Below are 20,936 nucleotides of genomic sequence, written 5' to 3' on the forward strand. Positions count from 1 at the left end.
GAGACTGGTGCGACCGACACAGGCGGAAGTCGCCTTCGCTCGATCGTCGACGATCGAACGCCAAACCCCGTTCAATCAGGATATCCAATTGAAACGGGGTCTACTTACAGGCCAGTGCCGGCTGCTATCGCAACGTTCCGTAGGCGCCTGATCAATCCGGCAGGTCCGACCTCACTCGGCCCGAGGAGAGGTCAATGCCTGGACCGCCGCAGTTGACATTGTCTTGACAATCGACTCCTGGTCAAGACCTTTGTTGAGGGTGGGTACGGTATTCAACATCGAGAACACCGCCTGCGTAAGCAGGCGTACCTCCGGATCCGACAGCTCTGGCCGCAGCAGCGACACTGTCGAAATCCACTCCTCGGCGTACAGATTCATCGCTCGTCGAATGCGCCGGCGATCCGTTTCGGGAAACGCGTGCTCGTTCTTGAGGAAAATCAGCGTTGTCGGAGCGGCAGACAGGACCGACCTGATGTGGAATTCGACCATGGCGTCCAGCGCAGCACGCGGATCGGGCTCCGACTCCACCGTCGCCCGGGCGGACTGATGGAGAAACTCCAACGGATTCTCCACCACTGCGATGAGGAGGGCCTGCTTGTTCTGGAAGTGACGATAGAGCCCGGGAGCGGAGATTCCTGCCTTTGCGCAGATCATCTCGACCGTAACCGAGTCGTAAGGTTTGTGCAGGAACAGATCGGCGGCGACTTCCAGCAGCAGCTCCCGGCGTGACCGGCGAACCGTAGGCGCGGCCGACGGCATCTGGTCAGCCTTCATGGTTCACAACAGCAACGGGGCAGCCCGAGAAATCTGAAATCAGCACATGCCGAGTTGCACACCGCCTGCAAGCGTCGCTCGCATCTACCTTGATCAGCTCCATGCGACCAATAGTAACACGCATTAACACAATCGGACAGCAATCGGACACCTTTCGGTGTTAGGTGCGGGCCCACACTCCCCGCGCGACCGCACACTTTTGCGCCTGGCCAGGCATGTTGCGAGCCCTGGCGAGTGAAAGCGCCCAAATACCCGCCGAGTGTTGACAAGCTCACACTCTCGCTCTACGTTAATGCTCATTCACGTTAATGCGCATTCACACACGAAAGGTTGTGGCCATGCGATTCATCTTCATGAGCGAGGGCGAAACGCCCCCAGGGCATACCCATGAGCACCGTTACCGGGAGCTCGTCGACGAGGTCCTCCTCGCCGAAGAGGTGGGTTTTGATGCGTTCGGCACCTCTGAGCAGCACGTGGCGATTGGCACGGCGACGACGTCCGCGCCGGAGGTCCTCTATCCGTACCTGATGGCGCTGACCTCACGCATTCGGTTCGTGCACCTGGTGACCCTGTTGCCCACACGCATCAACCACGCGCTTCGGGTCGCCGAGAGGCTGGCCACCGAAGACATCCTGTCCGACGGCCGCGTGGAACTCGGTGTCGGCCGAGGCAACACCACCCTTGCACTGCGGGCCTTTGAGGTTTCACCGACGGAAAACAAGGCCCAGCAGATCGAGGGGCTCGAAGTCATTCGCCGCGCGCTGCACAACGACGTCTTCTCCTTTGTGGGCGAGCACTACAAGATCCCACCACGAAGTCTGGTACCCAGAGGAATTCAGACTCCCTATCCTCCGATCCACATGGCGACCGGGAGTCCCGAGTCTGTTCGAACTGCGGCGGAGCTCGGCGTCGGCGCGATCGTCGGAGGCTTCTACCTGGGCTTCGAATTCCTCGAGAATATGCTGCGGATCTACGATGACGCTCTCGACGGCGCGACGCACACCTACCCAGTTCAGGCACAAAAGCTCGTTGCAGTCGGCGGCGGTATGCATTGCGCAGAAACACGCGACGAAGCCGTCAAATGGGCGAGGAGCCTCACTGAATCGGTCGCGCTATCGACCGACGCGTACCAACGCCTCTCGAAACTCTCCGATGACTACCAGTACATGGGAGCCGTCAAGCATCTCGACTTCAACGATGAGCGCTACATGTTCGAGGACTCCTCCGGCTTCATCGTGGGCGATCCCGACGACTGTGTCGCCCAGGTACAGCGGTTCGCCGACTTGGGCGCCGACTCGCTCGTTATGCGCATCGACGGGCTCCCCCACAGGGAATTGATGAAGTCGATCGAACTTTTCGGCAAGTACGTAATCCCCAAGTTCAAGAACCCCCGCGCTGTGGTGCGCACCCCTGCCGCGGTTCTGGACGATATTCGCGCCGCCCGGCCGGCCCACTACGCCGAGGTCGAAGCGTTCGAAAGTGCACAGAAAGAAACAACCGGAAACAGTGTCGAGGTAGGAGAAGCACGATGAGTACATTGGCCACGGATGACATCTTCAGCCGATACCCGAAGGAGATCTTGATCGAGCGCAAGCCGAACGGGGTACTCCTCATCACCATCAATCGTCCCGAGCGACTCAACTCCCTGACGCTGCCGATGTTCAAGCATCTGTCCGAAATCTGGGTGGACGTCGACCGAGACCCCCAAACGCGTGTGGCTGTCATCACCGGCTCCGGTCGCGGTTTCTGCACGGGCATGGACGTACGCGAACCAGACCCCACTCTGGATGACGCGATCGAACTCATGGAGGATGAGCGGCGGCGAATTACGACCCTCCTGAACATGGACAAGCCTCTCATCTCCGCGATCAACGGACCAGCGGTGGGCTGGGGTTTGTCGATGGCACTGCTCGCGGATATCAGCGTAGCTGCTGAAGACGCCTTGCTTCTGGACGGCCATACCCGCATCGGGGTGGTCGCCGGCGACCATTCTTCCCTGATCTGGCCGCTGCTGGTCGGCATGGCCAAAACTAAGTACTACCAGCTGACGTCAGCAAGCCTGACCGGCGCGGAGGCCGAGCGGATCGGCTTGGTGAGCCTCACTGAACCGAAAGGCGCCGTGCTCGAACGCGCCTTGGCGATCGCGGATGACCTTGCCCAGGGCTCGCAGCAGGCAATCCGCTGGACGAAGCGTTCACTGAACTCGGGTTGGCTGACCAATGCCCTTCCGCAGCAGGAATTGTCGGCGGCATTGGAAACCCTCAATTTCGCCGGCGCAGACTACGCCGAAGCCCGACAAGCCTTCCGCGAAGGGCGACCGGCCCAATTTCCCTCCGCCCGCCGCGATGACCACCTCGTCGTTGGTTCCCCGGCGACGCAAGAAGTTGCCAGGTGAAGCATGAGAGGGCCTGAGACCACACAGACCGCCGGGTTCACCGCCGCGGACTATACGGGTGTCCTTGTCGTCACCTTGGACCGGCCGCCGGCAAACGCGCTGAACCGATCAGCCATTCGCAATCTCGCGGCGCTGTTTGCCGACCTCACCGAGATGCGTGAAGCACCCCCGGTCGTCCTCACAGGCGAGGGAGAACGATTCTTCTGCGCCGGAGGCGATATAACAGAACTCGAACAAGCACCCCAACAAGAGTTGGACGCCCGGATGCGGGAGTTTCACTCGCTACTTGTAGCAATGGACAGATACCCGCGACCGGTGATCGGCGCGATTAACGGTCACTGTGTGGGCGGTGGCATGGAAATTGCTCTGTTCGCCGATACCGTGCTGGCCGTCCACGGTGCGCGTTTTGGATTCCCAGAGATCAATCACGGCCTCCTACCGGCCGATAAGGGTATTCAGCGTGCCGCCCGACTACTCGGAGCACGTACCGCGAGGCGACTGCTGTTGTCGGGGGAACTATTCGACGCTGAAACCGCGCTGGAGATCGGTCTCGTCGATGTCCTCGCGGACCCCGCAGAGCTCGTCGCTGCGGCTGTCGCGTCGGCGCGTGAGGCCGGGGCCAAGGCACCGGTGCTCTACGGCGCATTGAAACGCAGTATCAACGATTCCGACGACTCCCGCGACGAGGTCTCCCTGCATCGCACACTCGGGTCTGCCGCCGAGTACTTCGATGACCCCGTCGCCCGTGGACTACGAGATAGCTGGAACGGCAGTCGCACTCGAGGAGGTCAGGGATGAGGGTGGAGTCATGTTAGCCGTCCTTGTTGCGGGCCTGGTCAGCGGTGCGGTTCTGCTGCTCGCGACCGTGGGCTTCGAATTGGTGCGCCGGGTGGAGGGCTTCCTGAATATCGCGCTGCCCCAGCTGATCGTGCTCAGTGGGTTCAGCGCGTACGGGTTCAATGTGCTGCTCGGGTTGCACTGGACAGTCTCATGTCTCGCGGCGATCGCGGTCACAACGGTGGCGGGCGTCGTATCAGCTCGGCTGATCTTCTGGCCGATGCGCGGACGTCCGCACTATATCCCCATGATCGCATCTGTCGGTCTCGCGTTCTTCATTCACGCAATGATCGAGGTCTTCACGGGGTACGGCGTGAAGACCCTCGACGTCCCTCTTCAAGAGACCTTCCGTATCGGTGGGATTGCCGTGGCCGGCATCGATCAGGTCGCTGTCATCGTCATTGCCGCTCTGGTGGTTATGGCACTGCACTTTTGGCTGTCGAAGTCCTACAGCGGACGGGCGTTGCGCGCGATGGCCAACAATCAGGCACTGGCTCAGATTCGCGGTGTCAACACCACTTATCTGCAATACATCACCTGGGCGGTAGCGAGTGCGCTGACTGCGCTGGCGGGAACGCTCATCGCCCTGACCGCACGCATTTACCCTGAGCTTGGCTGGGATCAGGTGTTGATCATCTCCGCCGCCGCAATCATCGGCGGGCTCGGCAGTATCTATGGCGTGATGCTCGCGGCAGTCCTCGTCGGTCTGACGTCAAGTCTCGCGACCCTTGTCATTCCGTCCGAATACACCCAGATGGTTGTGTTCGCGGTGATCGCCTTGGTCGTGTTCATCCGGCCTGAGGGCCTTTTCAGCGGGCCGAAGGAGCGTGTCGCATGAGCACTCTGCTGATTCTTGGCGGACTGATCACTCTAATGGGGATCTACGCCGTCGCAGCCTTGGCGCTGAACCTTCAGTTCGGCGTCGGCGGGATGGTGAATTTCGGTGTGGCGGCATTCTTCGGTGTCGGCGCCTATGCCTACGCACTCACCGTCCTGCCGGCACCGTCCGGATCGTACACATACCTTCTCGGGCTCGGTTTGCCGTGGTGGGCGGGCGCAATCATTGGTGGTCTTGTATCAGCTCTGCTCGCGTTCGTTGTCGGAAGCGGCCTGCTGAAGGTCGGTGGGGAGTACCTCGCCGTTGTCTCGCTTGCGCTTGCCGAGGTGATCCGCCAGTTGTTCATCAACCAGCCGGCGATCGCCAATGGGGCGCGCGGGCTGCTGAACGCGCCGGTGCCCAGCCTCGATATCGTCCCGGGTCGAGCGCAGGTGTTGTTCGTCGCTGCGATCGTTGTGGTTGTTCTAGGAATCAGCTTCTTGCTCTTCCGGCGGGTGACTCGGTCGGCGTTCGGCCGAAGTCTGCTCGCGATCAACCAGAACGAAGCAGTGGCCCGCTCGCTCGGTGTGAACGTCTACGCGGTAAAGCTCAAAGCGTTCGTCTTTGCGGCGTTCTTCATGGGTCTGGCCGGGGTGATGTATGTGTGGTATCTGTCGATCCTTACTCCGACTTTCTTCAACGTGAATATCACCTTCACGGTCTTCATTGCTCTGATTATCGGCGGGACAGGCAGCAATGTCGGCGCGATTCTTGGTGCGGTTGTTCTGTTGGGCCTGCGTGAGGGCCTCACATACATTCAAGTGGAATTTATTACACCGGAGCTGCTGGCGAGCCTTCAGGACGCACTGCAAGGTTTGGTCCTCATTGTGATACTCCTTTTCTGGCCGGGCGGCCTCTTCCGGCCGCGACTGTCCGTCTACCCGCCACCACGCTCCCCCTCCGTGACACCTGCCGTGTTGGCGACTTCTGTGGCAGGTGGTCGCTGATGACTGCACCGAATCCCTTGCTCGAAGTGAAGGGCGTTGTGAAGAGCTTCGGTCAGCTCCGGGCGCTCGACGGTGTCGATATGACCGTTAGCCGGGGCAAGGTTACAGGACTCATTGGGCCAAACGGCTCCGGCAAAACCACCCTGTTCAATGCAGTCTCCGGTTTCCTGAAGCCTGATGCAGGGACGGTCGTGTTCGACGGGCGTGTCGTGACAGGGGCTCCGACGCATCAACTTGCGCGGATGGGTCTGAAGCGCACGTTCCAGAACACTGCTGACTTCACCGACATGTCGGTCGTGCAGAATTTGCTCACCTCTGTGCGCACTGTGCCAGGCGAGCGCCTCTCACGCCTCTTCACGTCTCCGCGCGAGATCTCGGCGAGTGAGCGCAGCTTGGTCGACCGTGCATGGATTCTGCTCGATCGCCTGGGTTTGGTCGAATTGGCGAACGTCCGGGCGGGAGATCTGTCGATCGGCCAAGGCCGCCTACTGCAGATCGCCCGGCTGCTCATGGAACCGCCGTCGCTGTTGATGCTCGACGAGCCGTCCTCGGGCCTCAACCCCGACGATCAAGACCGCTTATCTGCGACAGTGCGTCAGCTGCGCGATGTCGAGGGTGTCACGGTGCTCGTCATCGAGCACAACATGTCCTTCATGAACGCAATCTCCGATGCGCTGTACGTCATGCACGACGGCCACGTCATTGCAAGCGGCCCGCCGGCGGACGTAATCCGCGACCCCCTAGTTATCGAAACCTATCTGGGAGTACGCCGTGCCACTGCTTAATGTCGAAAACCTCACCAGCGGCTACGGTCGAAACAACATCATCCGGGGCATTTCTCTTGCCGCAGAAGAAGGATCGATTACAGCCATCATTGGCCCTAACGGAGCCGGCAAGACAACCCTCGTGCAGACCATCGCCGGGGTAGTCGATGCACGCGGCGGGAGCGTCAGACTTGGTGGCGAGCCCCTCGATGGGATGTCCGCCCGCGAGCGCGCACGCCGTGGCCTCGGATATACACCTCAGCTGCGCAACGTTTTCGGTGCACTATCCGTCGAGGACAATCTGGAAGTTGTCACCCGCGCGATGCGATTGCCTCATGAGCGCGTGGACGAGGTTTTCGAACTGTTTCCGATCCTCGCAGAGCGCCGAAAGCAGCGATCCGGAACGCTGTCCGGCGGACAACGCCAGCAGCTCGCAATCGCTTCCTCGCTGCTCATGCGACCACGGCTGTTGATCCTCGACGAACCCACCACCGGTCTAGCGCCCCAGATTGTCGATTCGCTCATCGAGCAGATCTGCGTCATCGAGCGCAGCGGGACCGGCGTCTTATGGATTATCGAGGAGCATCCCAACCAGATCCTGCCACTGTGCGAACGCGTATTTCTCATGGAATCGGGCCAAATTCATCACGAGGCAAACGGGCCGCAACTGCTAGCGGATCCGGGCTTCGCCGAGATGTTCCTGGGCGCTCGAATCCCACAGGCCTGAGCAGCACGCATGCCTACCGCAATCGCGAAAAGAGAAGCAGGCTTCACTCTCCTCGCTTCTACCAGAGAAAGTTCGACCCCCAAAGCAGCACTTCACAGGAGATTTTGAGCGATGAAAGTACTCAGAACAACAGCAGGCAAGGTATCGGTCGCATGCGTCGTCATGGCGACGGGGGCAGTGCTCACAGGTTGCGGCGACGGTGGAGGGGCGTCGAGCGGAACCACGGTGATCGGTGTGGCCGCGCCGCTATCAGGCGAAGCGGCGGTCTTCGGCGGGCCTGTCGATTCGATCACCCGAGCAGTAGTGAACCATGTCAACAAGCGTGGCGGCATCAATGGGACGACCCTCGAGGTTGTGAGCGAGGACGAGAAGTTCAACGCCGAGGATGGAGTCCGCGCCGTCACCAAGCTCATCAATAAAGACGACGCGCAATTCATCGTGGGTCCGACGTCATCGACGTTCATGGCGACACTCAGCCAGGCAGAACGCAGCGAGGTTGCGATCGCGTCTCCGTACTCCGGCATCGTCGAGTACGACGACCAGGCCAATCCCTACACCTTCCGCACTGTTGGTCCGGACACGTTCGATGGCCTGGCGGTCGCTAAAAACCTCTGGGACAACGGCATCAAGACCCTGTCCATACTCTACGAAAACTCCGACTCAGCGCGAAGCACGTCGAGCTGGTTGGAGGATTATTACACGAAGCTCGGTGGCAAGGTGGTGGCGAAGGTCGCTTTCAACGGCGGACAGAGTTCCTATCTGCCGGAGGTGCGCAGCGCCTTTGAGCCTCAACCCGATATGGTGTTCCTCGCCGGCTCCGTGGAGCCCGCTGTACCGATCGTGCGCGAGTGGGCGCGGTCGGGGTTACCTGGCAAATGGGCATTTATCGCAGAGTTGACCTTCCCCGTGCTGCTCGACGAGGTCGGGGCCCAATACCTCGAAGGCGCGTACGGTCAGTCCGCGGTCGCGGCAGACTCGCCGTCCGTCGCGGGGATGCGCGATGTGCTGGTCGAGGAGTATGGCGTCGAGCAAGGTGCGGTCATCGCTCAGCAGCCCACGGCTGCCATGGCATACGATGCGATCGTTTCGGGACTGTTGGCGATGGCGGCCGGCGGCGAGGCGACGGGCACGGCGATTGCCGAGAACCTCCACAACGTGACTGATTCCGGCGGAACGCCGGTGTTCTCCCTGGATGAAGGCCTGGATCTCCTGGCGAGAGATGAAACGATCGACTATCACGGTGCCAGCGGTCCCGTCAATTTCAACTCGACGAACACTGCGGTGCCCGACTACGGGATTTATCAGGTAGTCGACGGGAAGTGGGAGGTAGTCAAGCGTTACACGGGCACCGAGATCAACGACTTAGCTGAGGAATTGCAGTGACCATGGAGATGGAGAACACTGTTTCAATGAGTTCGCGTGAGGGCGGCAGGGATGGAATACCGGTACTGCGCAGCGTCTCGGGATTCGAGGCCGTGGATCGCACCTTCGCGCAGATGTTGTGCGACCGCGCCGAGCGCGAACCGGACACGGTCGCATTCTGCAGCTGGGTTGACGGCGCTGCACGCCCGACCAGCTGGAGCGAGTATCTAGAGGACGTGCGGGCGACCGCACTGGGCCTCCATGATCTCGGGGTGGCGCCGGGCGACCGGGTGGCCATCATGTCTTCTACCCGCCGAGAGTGGGTTGTGGCGGCACTCGGGATCCTGAGTGTGGGTGGCGTTCCCGTGGGGGTATACCCCACAAGCTCGACCCCTGAGGTAGAGCACGCGCTCGAGAGCAGCGGCGCGACCGCGATCTTCGCCGAGGGCAGGTCCGATATCGCGAAAGTTGCTGCGGTCGCTCCCAAGTTGCCGCACTTACGGGCAACTGTCGGTTTCGATGCCGAACCGGCAGACCTGCCGGAAACCGTCAAAGCAGTACATTGGGAGTCCTTACGCGCCGTCGGGAGCGCTCGGGCTATGGCTGAGCCGGAACTGTTCTCGCTTCTTGTCGAATCGGGCGACATCGACCAGCTGGCGGCCCTGTTTTACACCTCAGGATCCACTGGAGCGCCGAAGGGCGTGAGACACACGCACCGCACACTCCAGTACTCGGTACTTGGTTTCGCAATGTCCTACCCCGAGATCGGCAGGGCCCGGCACGACCTCGTGGGATTCCTCGGACTTTCACACGTTGCGCCGGCTCTGATCGGAGTCTTCGCGCCGATAATGACCAGGCTCGTCGTCACCTACTGCACCATGGATCAACGGGTCGAAGCGCTCTGCGGGGTGCGGCCAACTGCTGTCCTGTGGCCGCCGAGGATGCACGAGAAGCTCGCCAGCGAAATACTGCAGGCGCTTGCCGAGTCCGGCAGAGCTTTCCGCTTCGGATACGCGATTGCAATGAAGGTCGCGCGCAGGGTCAGCGGTTTACGCTGGCGTGGGCAACAGGTGCCGAGGTACCTCGAAGTCCTCTACGGCGTGTGCCTGAAATACGTGTTCCTGCCGCTGCGGGCGAAAGTCGGCATGGATCGCATCGAGGTGAGCTGGACAGCCTCCGGGAGCATGGCCCCAGACGTGACCGCGCTCTGGCATATGTGGGGTCTCGATCTTCGCGAGCTTTTCGGTACAACGGAAACGTGTGGCTCCGTGATCGCCCAGTGGGATCGCGCCTTTCCAGCGCCAGGAACCATTGGAAAGGCCATGCCCGATCCCCGGTGGGTTGTCCGTGTATCCCCCGAAGGCGAGTTGCAGGTGCGCAGCCCATGTCTCTTCGACGGCTACTGGAACAATCCGGAGGCGACGGCCTCGGCGCTGGAAGAGGGGTGGTACCGCACAGGCGATCTTGTCGAGCAGAGCTCCGATGGCGAGGTGAAGATCATCGGGCGAATGAAGGATGTCCTCAAGACCAGTGGCGGCAAGAGCGTCAGCCCGCAGCCGATAGAGGTACGGCTCAAAGCGAGTCCGCTTATCGACGAGGCGATCGTTGTGGGCGAAGGCCGCAAGTACCTCACCGTACTGCTCAGCGTCAGCGACGAGGCGCAGGCAATGACTCGGGATGACCGCGATGCTGCTCTGACCCGATGGATCGACGAGGTCAACTCCGAACTCGCCCGACCGTTGCAATTGAAGAAGTTCCGGGTTCTGCCGCGGGCGCTGTCAGCGGCAGCGGGAGAGCTGACGGCCAAAGCCACTATCCGACGCTCTAACATCCTCGCCTCCTTCACCGATCTCGTCGACGAAATGTACGACGTAGGCGAGCAGGACGAGATTGCCCGTCAGGCCCGATTTGCCAGGCCGGATCGCAAGTAGGTGCCACAATGAACGAACTTCGGATCGAATACATGACGAGTGCCGAGATCGGTGACGCAATCGCAGGTGGGGCGCGCACCGCGATCCTGCCCCTCGGTGCAGTCGAACAGCACGGCCGGCATCTACCGCTGTCAATGGATGCTGACCACGCCGACGCGCTTGCAGTGCGGGTCGCGCACGACCTCGGAGGTGCGCTCGTCCTGCCGACCGTTCGTGTCGGGTACTCGCCGCATCACCTCGGATTCCCCGGCACACTGTCCCTCCGCGCATCGACTCTCGAGGCGATCTGCGAAGATTACAGCGCGCACCTGGCTGCGTCCGGTTTCGAGCGGATTGTCGTGTTCTCGGGCCACATCGGCAACTACCCGGTCATGCGCGACTTCGAGTTGCGCCTGGCGGACAAATTGGCACCACTGTCGGTCATCGTCTTCACCGACAGTGAAGCGATTCTGGACGCCTGGCGCTGTGCCGCCGAGGACGTGGCCTCCCTGGGCGGAAACGTCGGTGGGCATGCTGACGTCGCAGAAACCTCCGTAATGCTCGCACTTCATCCCGACAAGGTTCGCGTCGAGCGCTTTGCCCGTGGATACTCGGGCATGGTTGACAAGGGACTCCTCGATCGTGCCTTCCGGGAGGGCATTCATTCGATATCCCCCAACGGAATCCTGGGAGACCCTGCAGGCGCGTCGCCATCCATCGGGACGGTATGCCTCGACGCCGTCACCTCCCTCATTGTCCAGCATGCGCGCGCCAGGGGTGCGTGACATGCACGAGATGCGAGCAACCCCTACGCGGCCATCCGACGCCGATACATCCAATTCACTTCTCAGCCAGGGCGGTACGCCATGATGACTTTCGATCCAGTAAAGACAGGTGACTCGCAACGGGATACCACCAGGCTCCGCCGACTGTATGGGCAGTATCCGACTGGCGTCGCGGCAGTATGCGCGCTCCAAGAGGGACGACCGGTGGGAATCGTAGCCACCTCGTTCACACCAGTGTCCATGGACCCGGCGTTGGTATCGATCTGCGTGCAGCACACTTCGACGACGTGGCCGATTCTGTCGAAGGACGGCCATCTAGGTATTTCGGTCCTGGCATCGACGCACGAAGCGGCGAGTCGCCAGATCGCGGCCAAGAACGTCGACCGGTTCGCCGGGATCTCCTGGTTTGCAGGCGAATCCACTGCAGTATTCCTAGCCGACGCAGCAGCATGGCTCGATTGCAAGATCTCGACGTCGATCCCCGCAGGGGACCACGATGTCGTACTTCTGGAGGTCAACAGCACCGCGGTAAATGAGACAGCACAACCCCTTGTCTTTCATGACAGCCGTTTCCGCACCCTGGTGATCGGTGAGGGATCGTGATGACCGACGTCTGTGACGTGAAAAAGAAAATCGAATCCGCTACAAACGCGTTGACCACCGGAAGGCCGGCACTGATCGTCAGCGGAGCTGACGATCAGGAGGTCGCCGATGTGCTGATTCCTGCCGCCCTAGCCAGCCCACGGTGGACCGCCTGGGCAGTTCGATACACCTCCGGGCTGTTGTGTGCGGCGATGCGTTCGACCCGGGCAGACGAGCTGGAACTGCCCGCAATGGTGAGGGGCAACGGCTCCAGCACGACAACTCCGGCCTTCGGTGTAGGGGTCGACGCCGTTGCCGGCGTCGGAACCGGTATCAGTGCGACAGACCGGTCGCGGACCGCTCGGGTGCTCGCCAGCCCGCAGACCCGCCCAGTGGATCTGACGCGGCCGGGACACGTCCTGCCGTTGAGAACGGCTTCACGTGGAGTGCTCGAGCGCCGAAACAGTGCGGAAGCGGCGGTCGACCTGTGCGAAATCGCCGGACTTTCGCCGGTAGCGCTGACGGCCACGTTGCTGGGTGACGATGGAACCCTGCTGCAGGGCAAGGAACTCGCGGCCTTCGCCCAGGTTCACGGCGTTCCAGCGGTGCGGGTCCAGGATGTGGTGCACTACCGCCTACACCACGGCGACGGCAACGTTGGGCGGGTTCGCCAGACGGCCACACGAATTGTGGACGTTCCTGACAGGTGCATGCGTGTAGTCGACTTCGACGACGAACTGACCGGCGCACACCACACGGCTTTCCTGGGTTCGACAACGCCTGCGGCAGCTCCGACGGTGTACATCGTCTTCGAATGTTCGCACCGCGATCCACTCGCACCCGACTGCGGGTGCCGACAGGAGTTCGAAACCCGTCGTACCCGAATCGCCGCAGAAGGCGGGATCATCGTCTACTTGCGGTCGAACCCGCGGCCCGCCAACCAGTACACGGTTCAGGGACACGAACTCGCACAGGGATCCATCAGTTCCATCCTCACCCACCTTGGATTCACCACGGTCATCGTGTCCGGATGGCCGGGTGATCAGCACCCGACATCGGCCCGCGCGCTCGACCTGACGCCGACTGTCCGCAATCCGGCCTACAAGACCGCCGCCTCGCTCTGACTGCCTCCAACTGGGGCAGGGGGACCGAAACCGTGGGGGCCAACCTGACGCCGCTGAAACCCCACTTCCCCCCTCGGGTACCGACGTAGTCGGTGCCGCCAACTCGCAACCCGACCCGCCCAGCGCTTCGGATGAAGCGCTGCCTCAACTGGAGGATCCGTGACCGGTCTCGACGTTCCTTTGACACCCATTCGCTTCCTCGAACGTGCAGTCGAGGTCATGCCCGACAAAATCGCTATCATCGACGGCGAGCGTCGATGGACCTACCGTGAATTCGGTGCCTCAGTACAGGCCCTCGCGAAAGCGCTCCGAGCTTCCGGTGTCTCGGATGGCGAACGCGTCGCATATCTGGCCACCAACTCCGCCGAGCTGCTCATCGCCCATTACGCCGTCCCGCTCGCGCGCGGTGTACTCGTTGCGATCAACACACGCTTGTCAGCGGCCGAGATCGAATACATCTGCGGGCATTCTGGTGTGCACCTGCTCTTCGGTGAGATCGAGCTACTGAAGCCGCTGCTCGACGCCGGACTCGATTTCTCCACCGTCGACGAGTGGATCGAACTACCGTCGGTGGGAGGTCTTTTCACCGGATCTAACGAACTTCACAGCTATGACTCGCTGCTGACACGCGGCCAGGGTGAGGATCTACGCTGGGAGATTGACGACGAAAACCGTACGCTGGCAATAAACTACACATCCGGCACCACGGGCCGCCCTAAAGGAGTCATGTACTCCCATCGCGGCGCCTACCTCAATTCGCTCGGCGAAATTTTACATGCAGGCTTTGATAAGACCACCAAGTATCTGTGGACTCTGCCGATGTTCCATTGCAACGGATGGTGCACGACCTGGGCGGTCACTGCCGCGCTCGGTACACACGTCTGCTACCGGGCGGTGCGCGCCGACAGCATGTGGTCGCTGATCGACGAGCACCAGATTACCCACCTCAACGGAGCACCGACAGTTCTGACCCTCCTGGCCAACGCTGAGCAGGCCCATCCCCTCACGACACCGTTAACCATCAGCAGTGGAGGTGCACCGCCCAGCCCCACCATCATCGCCGGGATCCGCGCTCTCGGCGCATCGATAGTGCACATCTATGGCCTCACTGAAACCTACGGACCCTACTCGGTCTGTGAACCCAAGCCCGAGTGGGACGAGCTGGATGTCGAGGACCACGCGAAACTCATGGCGCGCCAGGGTGTCGGCATGATCACTGCCGAGCGGCTGCGGGTTGTGCGTCCCGGGCTTTCACCGGCGGGCGAGTTGACCGACGTGGCCGCAGACGGCACCGAGATGGGCGAGATCGTCATGCGCGGCAATACCGTGATGAAAGGTTATTACGACGACGAGGACGGGACGCGGAAGGCAACCGAGGGTGGCTGGTTCCACTCAGGTGATCTGGGCGTCATGCATCCCGACGGATACGTGCAACTTCTCGACCGTGCGAAGGACGTGGTGATCTCCGGGGGAGAGAATATTTCGACGATCGAGGTAGAGCAAGCAATTCTGTCGCATCCGGCGATACTCGAAGCCGCCGTCGTGGGGGTACCTGATGACAGGTGGGGCGAACGGCCAAAAGCGTTCGTGATGACTGCCAATGGAGCGCACATCGACGAGGCCGAGGTCATCGCACACGTGAAGTCGCGAATCGCGTCATACAAGGCACCCAGATCGGTCGAGTTCGTCGACGACCTTCCCAGAACGTCAACCGGAAAGATCCGCAAGAACGAACTGCGTGACGCGGAGTGGAGTTCACGGCCAACCATGATCAACGGCTGAGAACTGTCGAGCTGTTGCACTGGCGGCGGCGCCCGCCACCGCACCGGGGCATGTCCGGCGCCGGGCGGCTATTCCTCGGGCCGACCCGCGTTTGCACCCTGACTCGTTCGCAGAATGCCTGCACCAGAACACTTCCGGCGTCTATCGGAGAGCACAGTGATCACGTCGCCGCGCCGCGGAGATCGCCGAAAATGGTGATCGTGCTTGGGCATTGTGCTCGCCCCCATCGAGGTTGCAGGCGCACTGGTGCGCAGAATGCTGAAGTCTTGCGATGGGTGTTGCACAAAGTACCTGCCGATGCTGAACTTTAGGCGAGTTCTGCACACGGAACTTTCTATTAGCAAGCGGATTCACCGACCGCCACCGGCGGCTTCGGGCTCTCACCAGAGCCGCCGGCTGACATCACCGACCGACGCTCACGACCTGAGTCTGGCCGTGTTCAGTCGGTCCCACGAATTCATAGGCAAGGACGCAATCTTATGCAGGGCACGAACACAGTCGACACCGGCATCAACACCACTCCCTCCCCGACCCCCGAGGCGCTCGTGGAGATCGAGCGACGCGTGTTGTGGCTGTCGACCGCGATGATCCACCACGCGAACCGGGTTCGCCCCAATCCCACGGGGCTGAAGGTCGGTGGCCACCAGGCGTCGTGTGCGTCGATCGTGACCATTATGACCTCGCTCTGGTTCGAGCAGCTCCGTCCCGGTGACCGGGTGTCGGTCAAGCCGCATGCCTCTCCGGTGCTACACGGCATCAACTACCTGCTAGGCGAGCTGGACGAGAAGTATCTGACGACGTTGCGGGAGTTCGGTGGGTTGCAGTCGTACCCGAGCAGGTCGAAAGATCCTGATCCGGTGGACTACTCGACCGGGTCGGTCGGGATCGGGGCGACGGCGCCGATTTGGGGTGCCATCGCCCGCCGCTTCGTCGACACCCATCTCGGCGGCGCCGGGACGGGCCGGCAGTATTCGCTAGTCGGGGACGCGGAGTTGGATGAGGGCGCAGTGTGGGAGGCGATCCTCGATCACTCCGTCGCCGAACTCGGGGAGATCGTGTGGATCGTCGACCTGAACCGGCAGTCCCTGGACCGGGTGGTGCCCAACATCGCCGCCGGCCGGCTCGAGGCGATGTTCGCTGCCGCCGGCTGGCAGGTACTCACCGTGAAATTCGGGACCCTGCTCGAATCGCTGTTCAGCCGACCCGGCGGGTCGGCGCTGCGCACCCGAATCCTGGACATGCCCAATCCCGAGTACCAGAGGCTGCTGCGCTGCACGGCCGAGCAGGTGCGGGACCGGCTGCCCGGCCGCGATCCAGCTGCGAGGGAGATCGCCGCCCTGATCGCCGGTCTTGACGACGACACCGTCCTGCGCGCCATTCGCAATCTCGGTGGTCACGACCTGGACGCCCTGCGCGCGGCGTACGCGCAGATCGACGACACCCGCCCGACGGTGATCATCGCCTACACCATCAAGGGCCGCGGCCTGCCCACGCAGGGGCACCCGCAGAACCACTCCTCGCTGCTGACCGTCGAACAGTACGAACAACTCGCCACCGAACTGGGCATGGACTCGAAGAACCCATGGGCCCGGTTCGACACCGACAGCACCGCAGGCCGCGTCTGCGCCGCCTCCGCCGAATGGCTCACCCGCGATCCCGTCGAACTGGCAACCCCGCCCGCGGTGCCGGCCGACATCGGCCGCACGCCGTCCGGCACATCGACGACGCAGGCCGCACTCGGCCGGGCGTTGCTCGACCTGAGCCGCCAAGCCCCGGACGCCGCGAAGCGGGTCGTCACCGTCAGCCCCGATGTCAGCTCCACCACCAACCTGGCCGGCTGGCTGAACAAGGTGGGGGTGTGGTCGCCGAACGAGCGGCGCAACTGGTTCGACGACGACGCCGAGACGATCATGCACTGGCGGGAAAAGCCCACCGGGCAGCACATGGAACTCGGCATCGCCGAGACGAACCTGGTCGGGCTGATGGGCGAACTCGGCGCGACGTGGAGTCGGTGGGGGCAGCCGCTGTTCCCGATCGGGGTGATGTACGACCCGTTCGTCGAACGGGCCCTGGAGCCGTGGTCGTACGGGATCTACGCGGGCGGGCAGTCGATCCTGGTCGGCACCCCTTCTGGGGTGACCCTGGCCGCGGAGGGTGGGGCGCATCAGTCGATCAAGACCCCGTCGATCGGCCTCGAACAACCCGGCTGCGTCAGCTACGAGCCCGCCTTCGCGATCGACACCGAGTGGACTCTGCTCGACAGCATCTCCCGCCTCGGCCGCCCGGACGGTTCCTCGTCGTACCTGCGCCTGTCGACCCGCCCCGTCGATCAGACCCTCGCCGCCGTCCCCACCGATCCCGCTGCGCGGGAACGTCGCCGCCGTCAGGTCGTCGCCGGCGCCTACACCCTCCGCCACACCGGCAATCCGGCCGTCACCCTGGTCGGGATGGGCGCCGTAATCACCGAAACCCTCACCGCCGCCGACCGGTTGGCCGATCAGGGCATTGCCGCCGACGTCGTGTGCGTCACCAGCCCGGGACTGTTGTTCGAGGCGGTGCAGGCCCGCCACGGACTCGCCGACGGCCCGTCGTGGATCCTCGACCAAGTGTTCCCCGCCGACCGGGCGGCACCGATGGTAACCGTCCTCGACGGCCACCCGCACACCCTCGCATTCCTGACCGGGATCAACAACGTCCCCGGCGCGGCGCTCGGCGTCAGCAAGTTCGGGCAGGTCGGCTCCCTCGACGACGTCTACCGCTACCACGGCATCGACACCGACAACATCGTCCGCGCCGCCCTCGACCTCACCGACTGACCCAGAGAGACATCACGAATGACCACGACACAGACAGGCACCACCGTGGTGTTGCCGTCGCTCGGTGAGAACGTCACCGAAGCCACGATCACCCGCTGGCTCAAGACCCGAGGGGACCGAGTCGAGGCCGGAGAGCCGCTGCTCGAGGTGGCCACCGACAAAGTCGACACCGAGGTCCCCTCCCCTGCCGCCGGCACCCTCCTCGAAATTGTCGCCCCGGAAGACACTGTCGTCGAGGTCGGGGCGGCAATGGCCATCCTCGGCCCACAGTGCAGCGATCCCCAGGACACGCCGGCGCCCGCTGCCGCTCCCGCGGGGCCTGCACCCACATCCCTATCGAACCCGGCTCCCCCTCCAGCTTCACCGCCTTCCGCAGGTGACCGGGTGGAGAAGCTGCCCCGCATTCGGCGAACCATCGCAAAGCGCATGCTCGAATCCCTGCAGACATCAGCGCAATTGACCACGATCGTCGAAGTCGACGTCACCGGCATCGCACGTCTGCGTCTCCGGGAGAAAGATGCGTTCCTGCGCCGCACCGGGGTGAAGCTGTCTTTTCTGCCGTTCTTCGTCACCGCCGCCGTCGAAGCGCTCGCCGAGCATCCCGTGATCAATTCGTCCCTGAACGCCGACTGCACCGAGGTGACGTACCACGGGGCGGTGCACCTAGGCATGGCCGTCGACAGCGACAAGGGACTGATGGTTCCCGTCATCCGCGACGCAGGAGCATTGCGAATTCCTGAGCTCGCGAATGCAATCGCCGTCGTCGCGGACAGCGTGCGGGACGGGACGATCCGGCCCGACGACCTCTCCGGCGGCACGTTCACCATCACCAACACCGGCAGCCGCGGAGCCCTGTTCGACACCCCGATCATCAACCAGCCGCAATCGGCCATCCTCGGCATCGGAACCGTCGTCGAACGCGTCGTCCCCACGCGCGGCGAGGGCGGCGCACTCCAGATCAGCGTCCGGTCGATGGCGTACCTCTCACTGTCATACGACCACCGCATCGTCGACGGCGCCGACGCTGCCGGCTACCTCGCCGCCGTCCGTCGCATCCTCGAAGGCGGATTTCTCCCCTCGGACCTGCAGTGAATGCGCAAGCACACGTCCCAGGTTCTATGCCCGGACACCGCACCAGTGACGATCACCGACTCGTCGAATTCGCCCTACGGTGGACACCGATAGTTGCCCTCAACGACGATTTCCCCGACTTCGACGAGTACATCTTGCCGGAGTTCGGACTGCAGCCAACGATGTACTACCGGAGACTCCTCACACTCCTTCTGACGCCCCCGTGCCCGCGCCTGGATCCATCGGACCGGCAACACATCATCGCACTCTGCCAGCACAAGTTGGACGCCTCACGACCGACAATCTGCAGTTGAGCGGAGCGAGCACCGAGTTCTCGAAGCGATCATGTCCGAACAAACGAAATCGAATAGCCGTTCGGAGTATCCCGAACGCAGCACTACCACCGGAAACCACACGTCCATGTCCTCAGATTCCCTCACCGACCAGCTGAGCGCCTACCGCCGCCGGCGCCGCGCTCGAATGTCCGAGAAACTGCGTCGAGCGCGACACCGCCAGTTACCAGACGAAAGCGTTGATCTCATACGTTTCGCACAGGCATGGGCGCCCTACGGAAAGGTGCCCACGGAAGAGATTTTCGCCCGATACGGCATGACAGTGGCGCGATACCTCGAGGTTCTTGCCGATGCCCTCTCAAAGCCGGACTGCGACCCCCAGATCGCCACCACGCTCCGATCCACTTACTTCCCACATCGCACATCACGGTCTGATGGGACCAAGCGACGCCTAGCTAGCTGAGCTGATGGCCGGACTGGTCGCAGACCCGCGATGTCTCGACCGCTCAATGTGTGATGGAACCCGCCGCCGCCAAGATGTTCGTGCGTCGAGGGAGGAAGTCGTCCTTGGTTCGGCGATCGCGGAGTGCGCTGCCTCCGAGTCGAGGGAGTGGCCCGGGGCGAGAACCGCGTGGGCGAGACCATGGCGTGGAAGGTGTTATCTGTTGTCGCATGGTTACATTCACCCCGCGAGGTCCCCATGAACGAGTGTGGCCAAAACGCTCCCCGCTCCTCAGCCAGCGGCTAAGTTACCGGTGATTAACATCACCAGTCCTTATCAATTCCTACAAGTGGAGCCCTACATGCCTCGTCTTCTACTCTCGCGTCTGTTCGCCGCCGTCGGCCTGGCCGCGGTGTCGTTGCTGATCGCACCCTTGGCGCCCGCTCACGCGACCGGGCACGATCCCATCCTCTTCGTGCATGGATGGCAGGGCAGCTCTTCGCAGTGGAACACCATGATCGCGGCATTCAAGGCAGACGGATGGACCGACGCCGAGCTCTTCAACTGGTCGTACAACTCCAATCAATCCAATGTCACGACCGCCGCACAGGTGGAGGCGAAGGTCGACGACATTCTCCGCACCACCGGCGCCGCCAAGGTGGATGTCGTCACACACTCGATGGGCGGATTATCCACCCGGTATTACGCCAAGAACCTCAGCGGCGCCACGAAAATCGACGATTGGATCTCCCTCGCGGGCCCCAACCACGGCACCGACACCTCCAACGGCTGCTTCACCGCTTCCTGCACCGAAATGCGGATCGGCTCGGCGTATCTGACGAGTCTCAATTCCGGAGACGAGACGCCCGGTGCGCCCGCCTACGGAACGTGGTGGTCGCCCTGCGACACGGTGATCAACCCCGACTCCAGCGTTTCCCTTGCCGGTGCGACCAACACGCAGACAGGATGCCTCACCCACAACGGGATACTCGAGAACTCCACGATCTACGGTCAGGTCCGCGACTTCGTCCGGTAGCACGCCGGTGTGGACCGGAATCGCGTTCCGCGCTTTCGGTCCACAACTCCGGACTCCCCACTGCCCATCTGACCGGTCACCATCAGGTGGGCCCAATCCAACAGTCGGTAGTGGGCGGCACGCTGGTACGCCGGCGGACCTGGTGGCTCGTCGCCGCGGCCTTCGGTGGCGCCCTCATCGACCGCCGCGCGTACGAGAACCTGCTGCAATGAGTGTCGGCGCGCAGGATGAGCCGGACGCATATGTGGCAGAACGTTTTTGGCGTGGCGGTGCGATCCCTTCCGCGTCTCAGTCCCGGCAGTCCGGCTCCGATGGATTCATCAGGTGCCGAAGCAGTCGAAGCTGCTCGGGCTGGAAGACCCAGGTGTTCTCGCCGCTCCTGTAGATGTTCGGCGCGGCGCGCTCCGAGAGC

General features: G+C 62.6%; 18 protein-coding genes. 17 read left to right on the forward strand and 1 reads right to left on the reverse strand.

Features of this window, described 5'->3' with window-relative positions:
• Positions 1 to 171 precede the first annotated feature (171 nt).
• Positions 172 to 759, reverse strand: coding sequence for a TetR/AcrR family transcriptional regulator (locus tag R4P95_RS23720; RefSeq protein ID WP_317744773.1), 588 nt, complete (start codon positions 757 to 759; stop codon positions 172 to 174).
• Positions 760 to 1,112: 353 nt separating this feature from the next.
• Here R4P95_RS23720 and R4P95_RS23725 point away from each other — a divergent pair, with 353 nt between their 5' ends.
• The 17 genes from R4P95_RS23725 (at position 1,113) to R4P95_RS23805 (ending at position 20,736) form a co-directional block, all read left to right on the forward strand.
• Positions 1,113 to 2,306 (forward strand): LLM class flavin-dependent oxidoreductase, encoded by a 1,194-nt coding sequence (locus R4P95_RS23725; protein WP_317744772.1) that lies wholly within the window; start codon positions 1,113 to 1,115, stop codon positions 2,304 to 2,306.
• A complete protein-coding gene (locus R4P95_RS23730; protein ID WP_213572199.1) occupies positions 2,303 to 3,169 on the forward strand; it encodes an enoyl-CoA hydratase/isomerase family protein in 867 nt (288 codons plus the stop codon). Before R4P95_RS23725 ends, R4P95_RS23730 begins: the two co-directional genes overlap by 4 nt.
• A gap of 3 nt (positions 3,170 to 3,172) precedes the next feature.
• Complete coding sequence (locus tag R4P95_RS23735; protein ID WP_317744771.1) at positions 3,173 to 3,967, forward strand: enoyl-CoA hydratase/isomerase family protein; 795 nt, start codon at positions 3,173 to 3,175, stop codon at positions 3,965 to 3,967.
• A gap of 10 nt (positions 3,968 to 3,977) precedes the next feature.
• On the forward strand, positions 3,978 to 4,844 hold the full coding sequence (locus tag R4P95_RS23740) for a branched-chain amino acid ABC transporter permease (protein ID WP_213572201.1): 867 nt from the start codon (positions 3,978 to 3,980) through the stop codon (positions 4,842 to 4,844).
• Positions 4,841 to 5,830 (forward strand): branched-chain amino acid ABC transporter permease, encoded by a 990-nt coding sequence (locus tag R4P95_RS23745; protein ID WP_213572202.1) that lies wholly within the window; start codon positions 4,841 to 4,843, stop codon positions 5,828 to 5,830. The genes R4P95_RS23740 and R4P95_RS23745 overlap by 4 nt, the downstream gene beginning before the upstream one ends.
• Positions 5,830 to 6,615, forward strand: coding sequence for an ABC transporter ATP-binding protein (locus tag R4P95_RS23750; RefSeq protein WP_213578033.1), 786 nt, complete (start codon positions 5,830 to 5,832; stop codon positions 6,613 to 6,615). The genes R4P95_RS23745 and R4P95_RS23750 overlap by 1 nt, the downstream gene beginning before the upstream one ends.
• On the forward strand, positions 6,602 to 7,321 hold the full coding sequence (locus R4P95_RS23755; protein WP_317744767.1) for an ABC transporter ATP-binding protein: 720 nt from the start codon (positions 6,602 to 6,604) through the stop codon (positions 7,319 to 7,321). The genes R4P95_RS23750 and R4P95_RS23755 overlap by 14 nt, the downstream gene beginning before the upstream one ends.
• Positions 7,322 to 7,432: 111 nt before the next feature.
• Positions 7,433 to 8,704, forward strand: a complete 1,272-nt coding sequence (locus R4P95_RS23760; protein ID WP_317744766.1) for an ABC transporter substrate-binding protein — start codon at positions 7,433 to 7,435, stop codon at positions 8,702 to 8,704.
• Positions 8,705 to 8,730: 26 nt separating this feature from the next.
• Positions 8,731 to 10,614: an AMP-dependent synthetase/ligase gene (locus R4P95_RS23765; protein ID WP_317744764.1), complete on the forward strand. Its 1,884-nt coding sequence runs from the start codon at positions 8,731 to 8,733 to the stop codon at positions 10,612 to 10,614.
• 8 nt (positions 10,615 to 10,622) lie between these two features.
• Positions 10,623 to 11,378, forward strand: a complete 756-nt coding sequence (locus R4P95_RS23770; protein ID WP_317744763.1) for a creatininase family protein — start codon at positions 10,623 to 10,625, stop codon at positions 11,376 to 11,378.
• A gap of 81 nt (positions 11,379 to 11,459) precedes the next feature.
• Positions 11,460 to 11,981, forward strand: a complete 522-nt coding sequence (locus tag R4P95_RS23775; RefSeq protein WP_317744762.1) for a flavin reductase family protein — start codon at positions 11,460 to 11,462, stop codon at positions 11,979 to 11,981.
• The gene (locus tag R4P95_RS23780) at positions 11,981 to 13,084 is read left to right on the forward strand and encodes a 3,4-dihydroxy-2-butanone-4-phosphate synthase (RefSeq protein ID WP_213572206.1); all 1,104 of its coding nucleotides are present in this window, start codon (positions 11,981 to 11,983) and stop codon (positions 13,082 to 13,084) included. The genes R4P95_RS23775 and R4P95_RS23780 overlap by 1 nt, the downstream gene beginning before the upstream one ends.
• Before the next feature lie 159 nt (positions 13,085 to 13,243).
• Positions 13,244 to 14,866 carry an AMP-binding protein gene (locus R4P95_RS23785; RefSeq protein ID WP_317744761.1) on the forward strand — a complete coding sequence of 541 codons (1,623 nt, stop codon included), beginning with the start codon at positions 13,244 to 13,246 and terminating at the stop codon, positions 14,864 to 14,866.
• Between the two features lie 479 nt (positions 14,867 to 15,345).
• Positions 15,346 to 17,682: a transketolase-like TK C-terminal-containing protein gene (locus R4P95_RS23790; protein WP_317756811.1), complete on the forward strand. Its 2,337-nt coding sequence runs from the start codon at positions 15,346 to 15,348 to the stop codon at positions 17,680 to 17,682.
• 18 nt (positions 17,683 to 17,700) lie between these two features.
• On the forward strand, positions 17,701 to 18,774 hold the full coding sequence (locus tag R4P95_RS23795; RefSeq protein WP_213572209.1) for a 2-oxo acid dehydrogenase subunit E2: 1,074 nt from the start codon (positions 17,701 to 17,703) through the stop codon (positions 18,772 to 18,774).
• A gap of 1,075 nt (positions 18,775 to 19,849) precedes the next feature.
• Positions 19,850 to 20,524, forward strand: coding sequence for a triacylglycerol lipase (locus R4P95_RS23800; RefSeq protein WP_317744758.1), 675 nt, complete (start codon positions 19,850 to 19,852; stop codon positions 20,522 to 20,524).
• An 86-nt stretch (positions 20,525 to 20,610) separates the two neighbouring features.
• Positions 20,611 to 20,736, forward strand: coding sequence for a hypothetical protein (locus R4P95_RS23805; RefSeq protein ID WP_317744756.1), 126 nt, complete (start codon positions 20,611 to 20,613; stop codon positions 20,734 to 20,736).
• Positions 20,737 to 20,936: the final 200 nt, after the last annotated feature.

Source organism: Rhodococcus sp. IEGM 27, assembly GCF_033142305.1.
GTDB classification, from domain to species: Bacteria; Actinomycetota; Actinomycetes; order Mycobacteriales; family Mycobacteriaceae; genus Rhodococcus_F; species Rhodococcus_F oxybenzonivorans.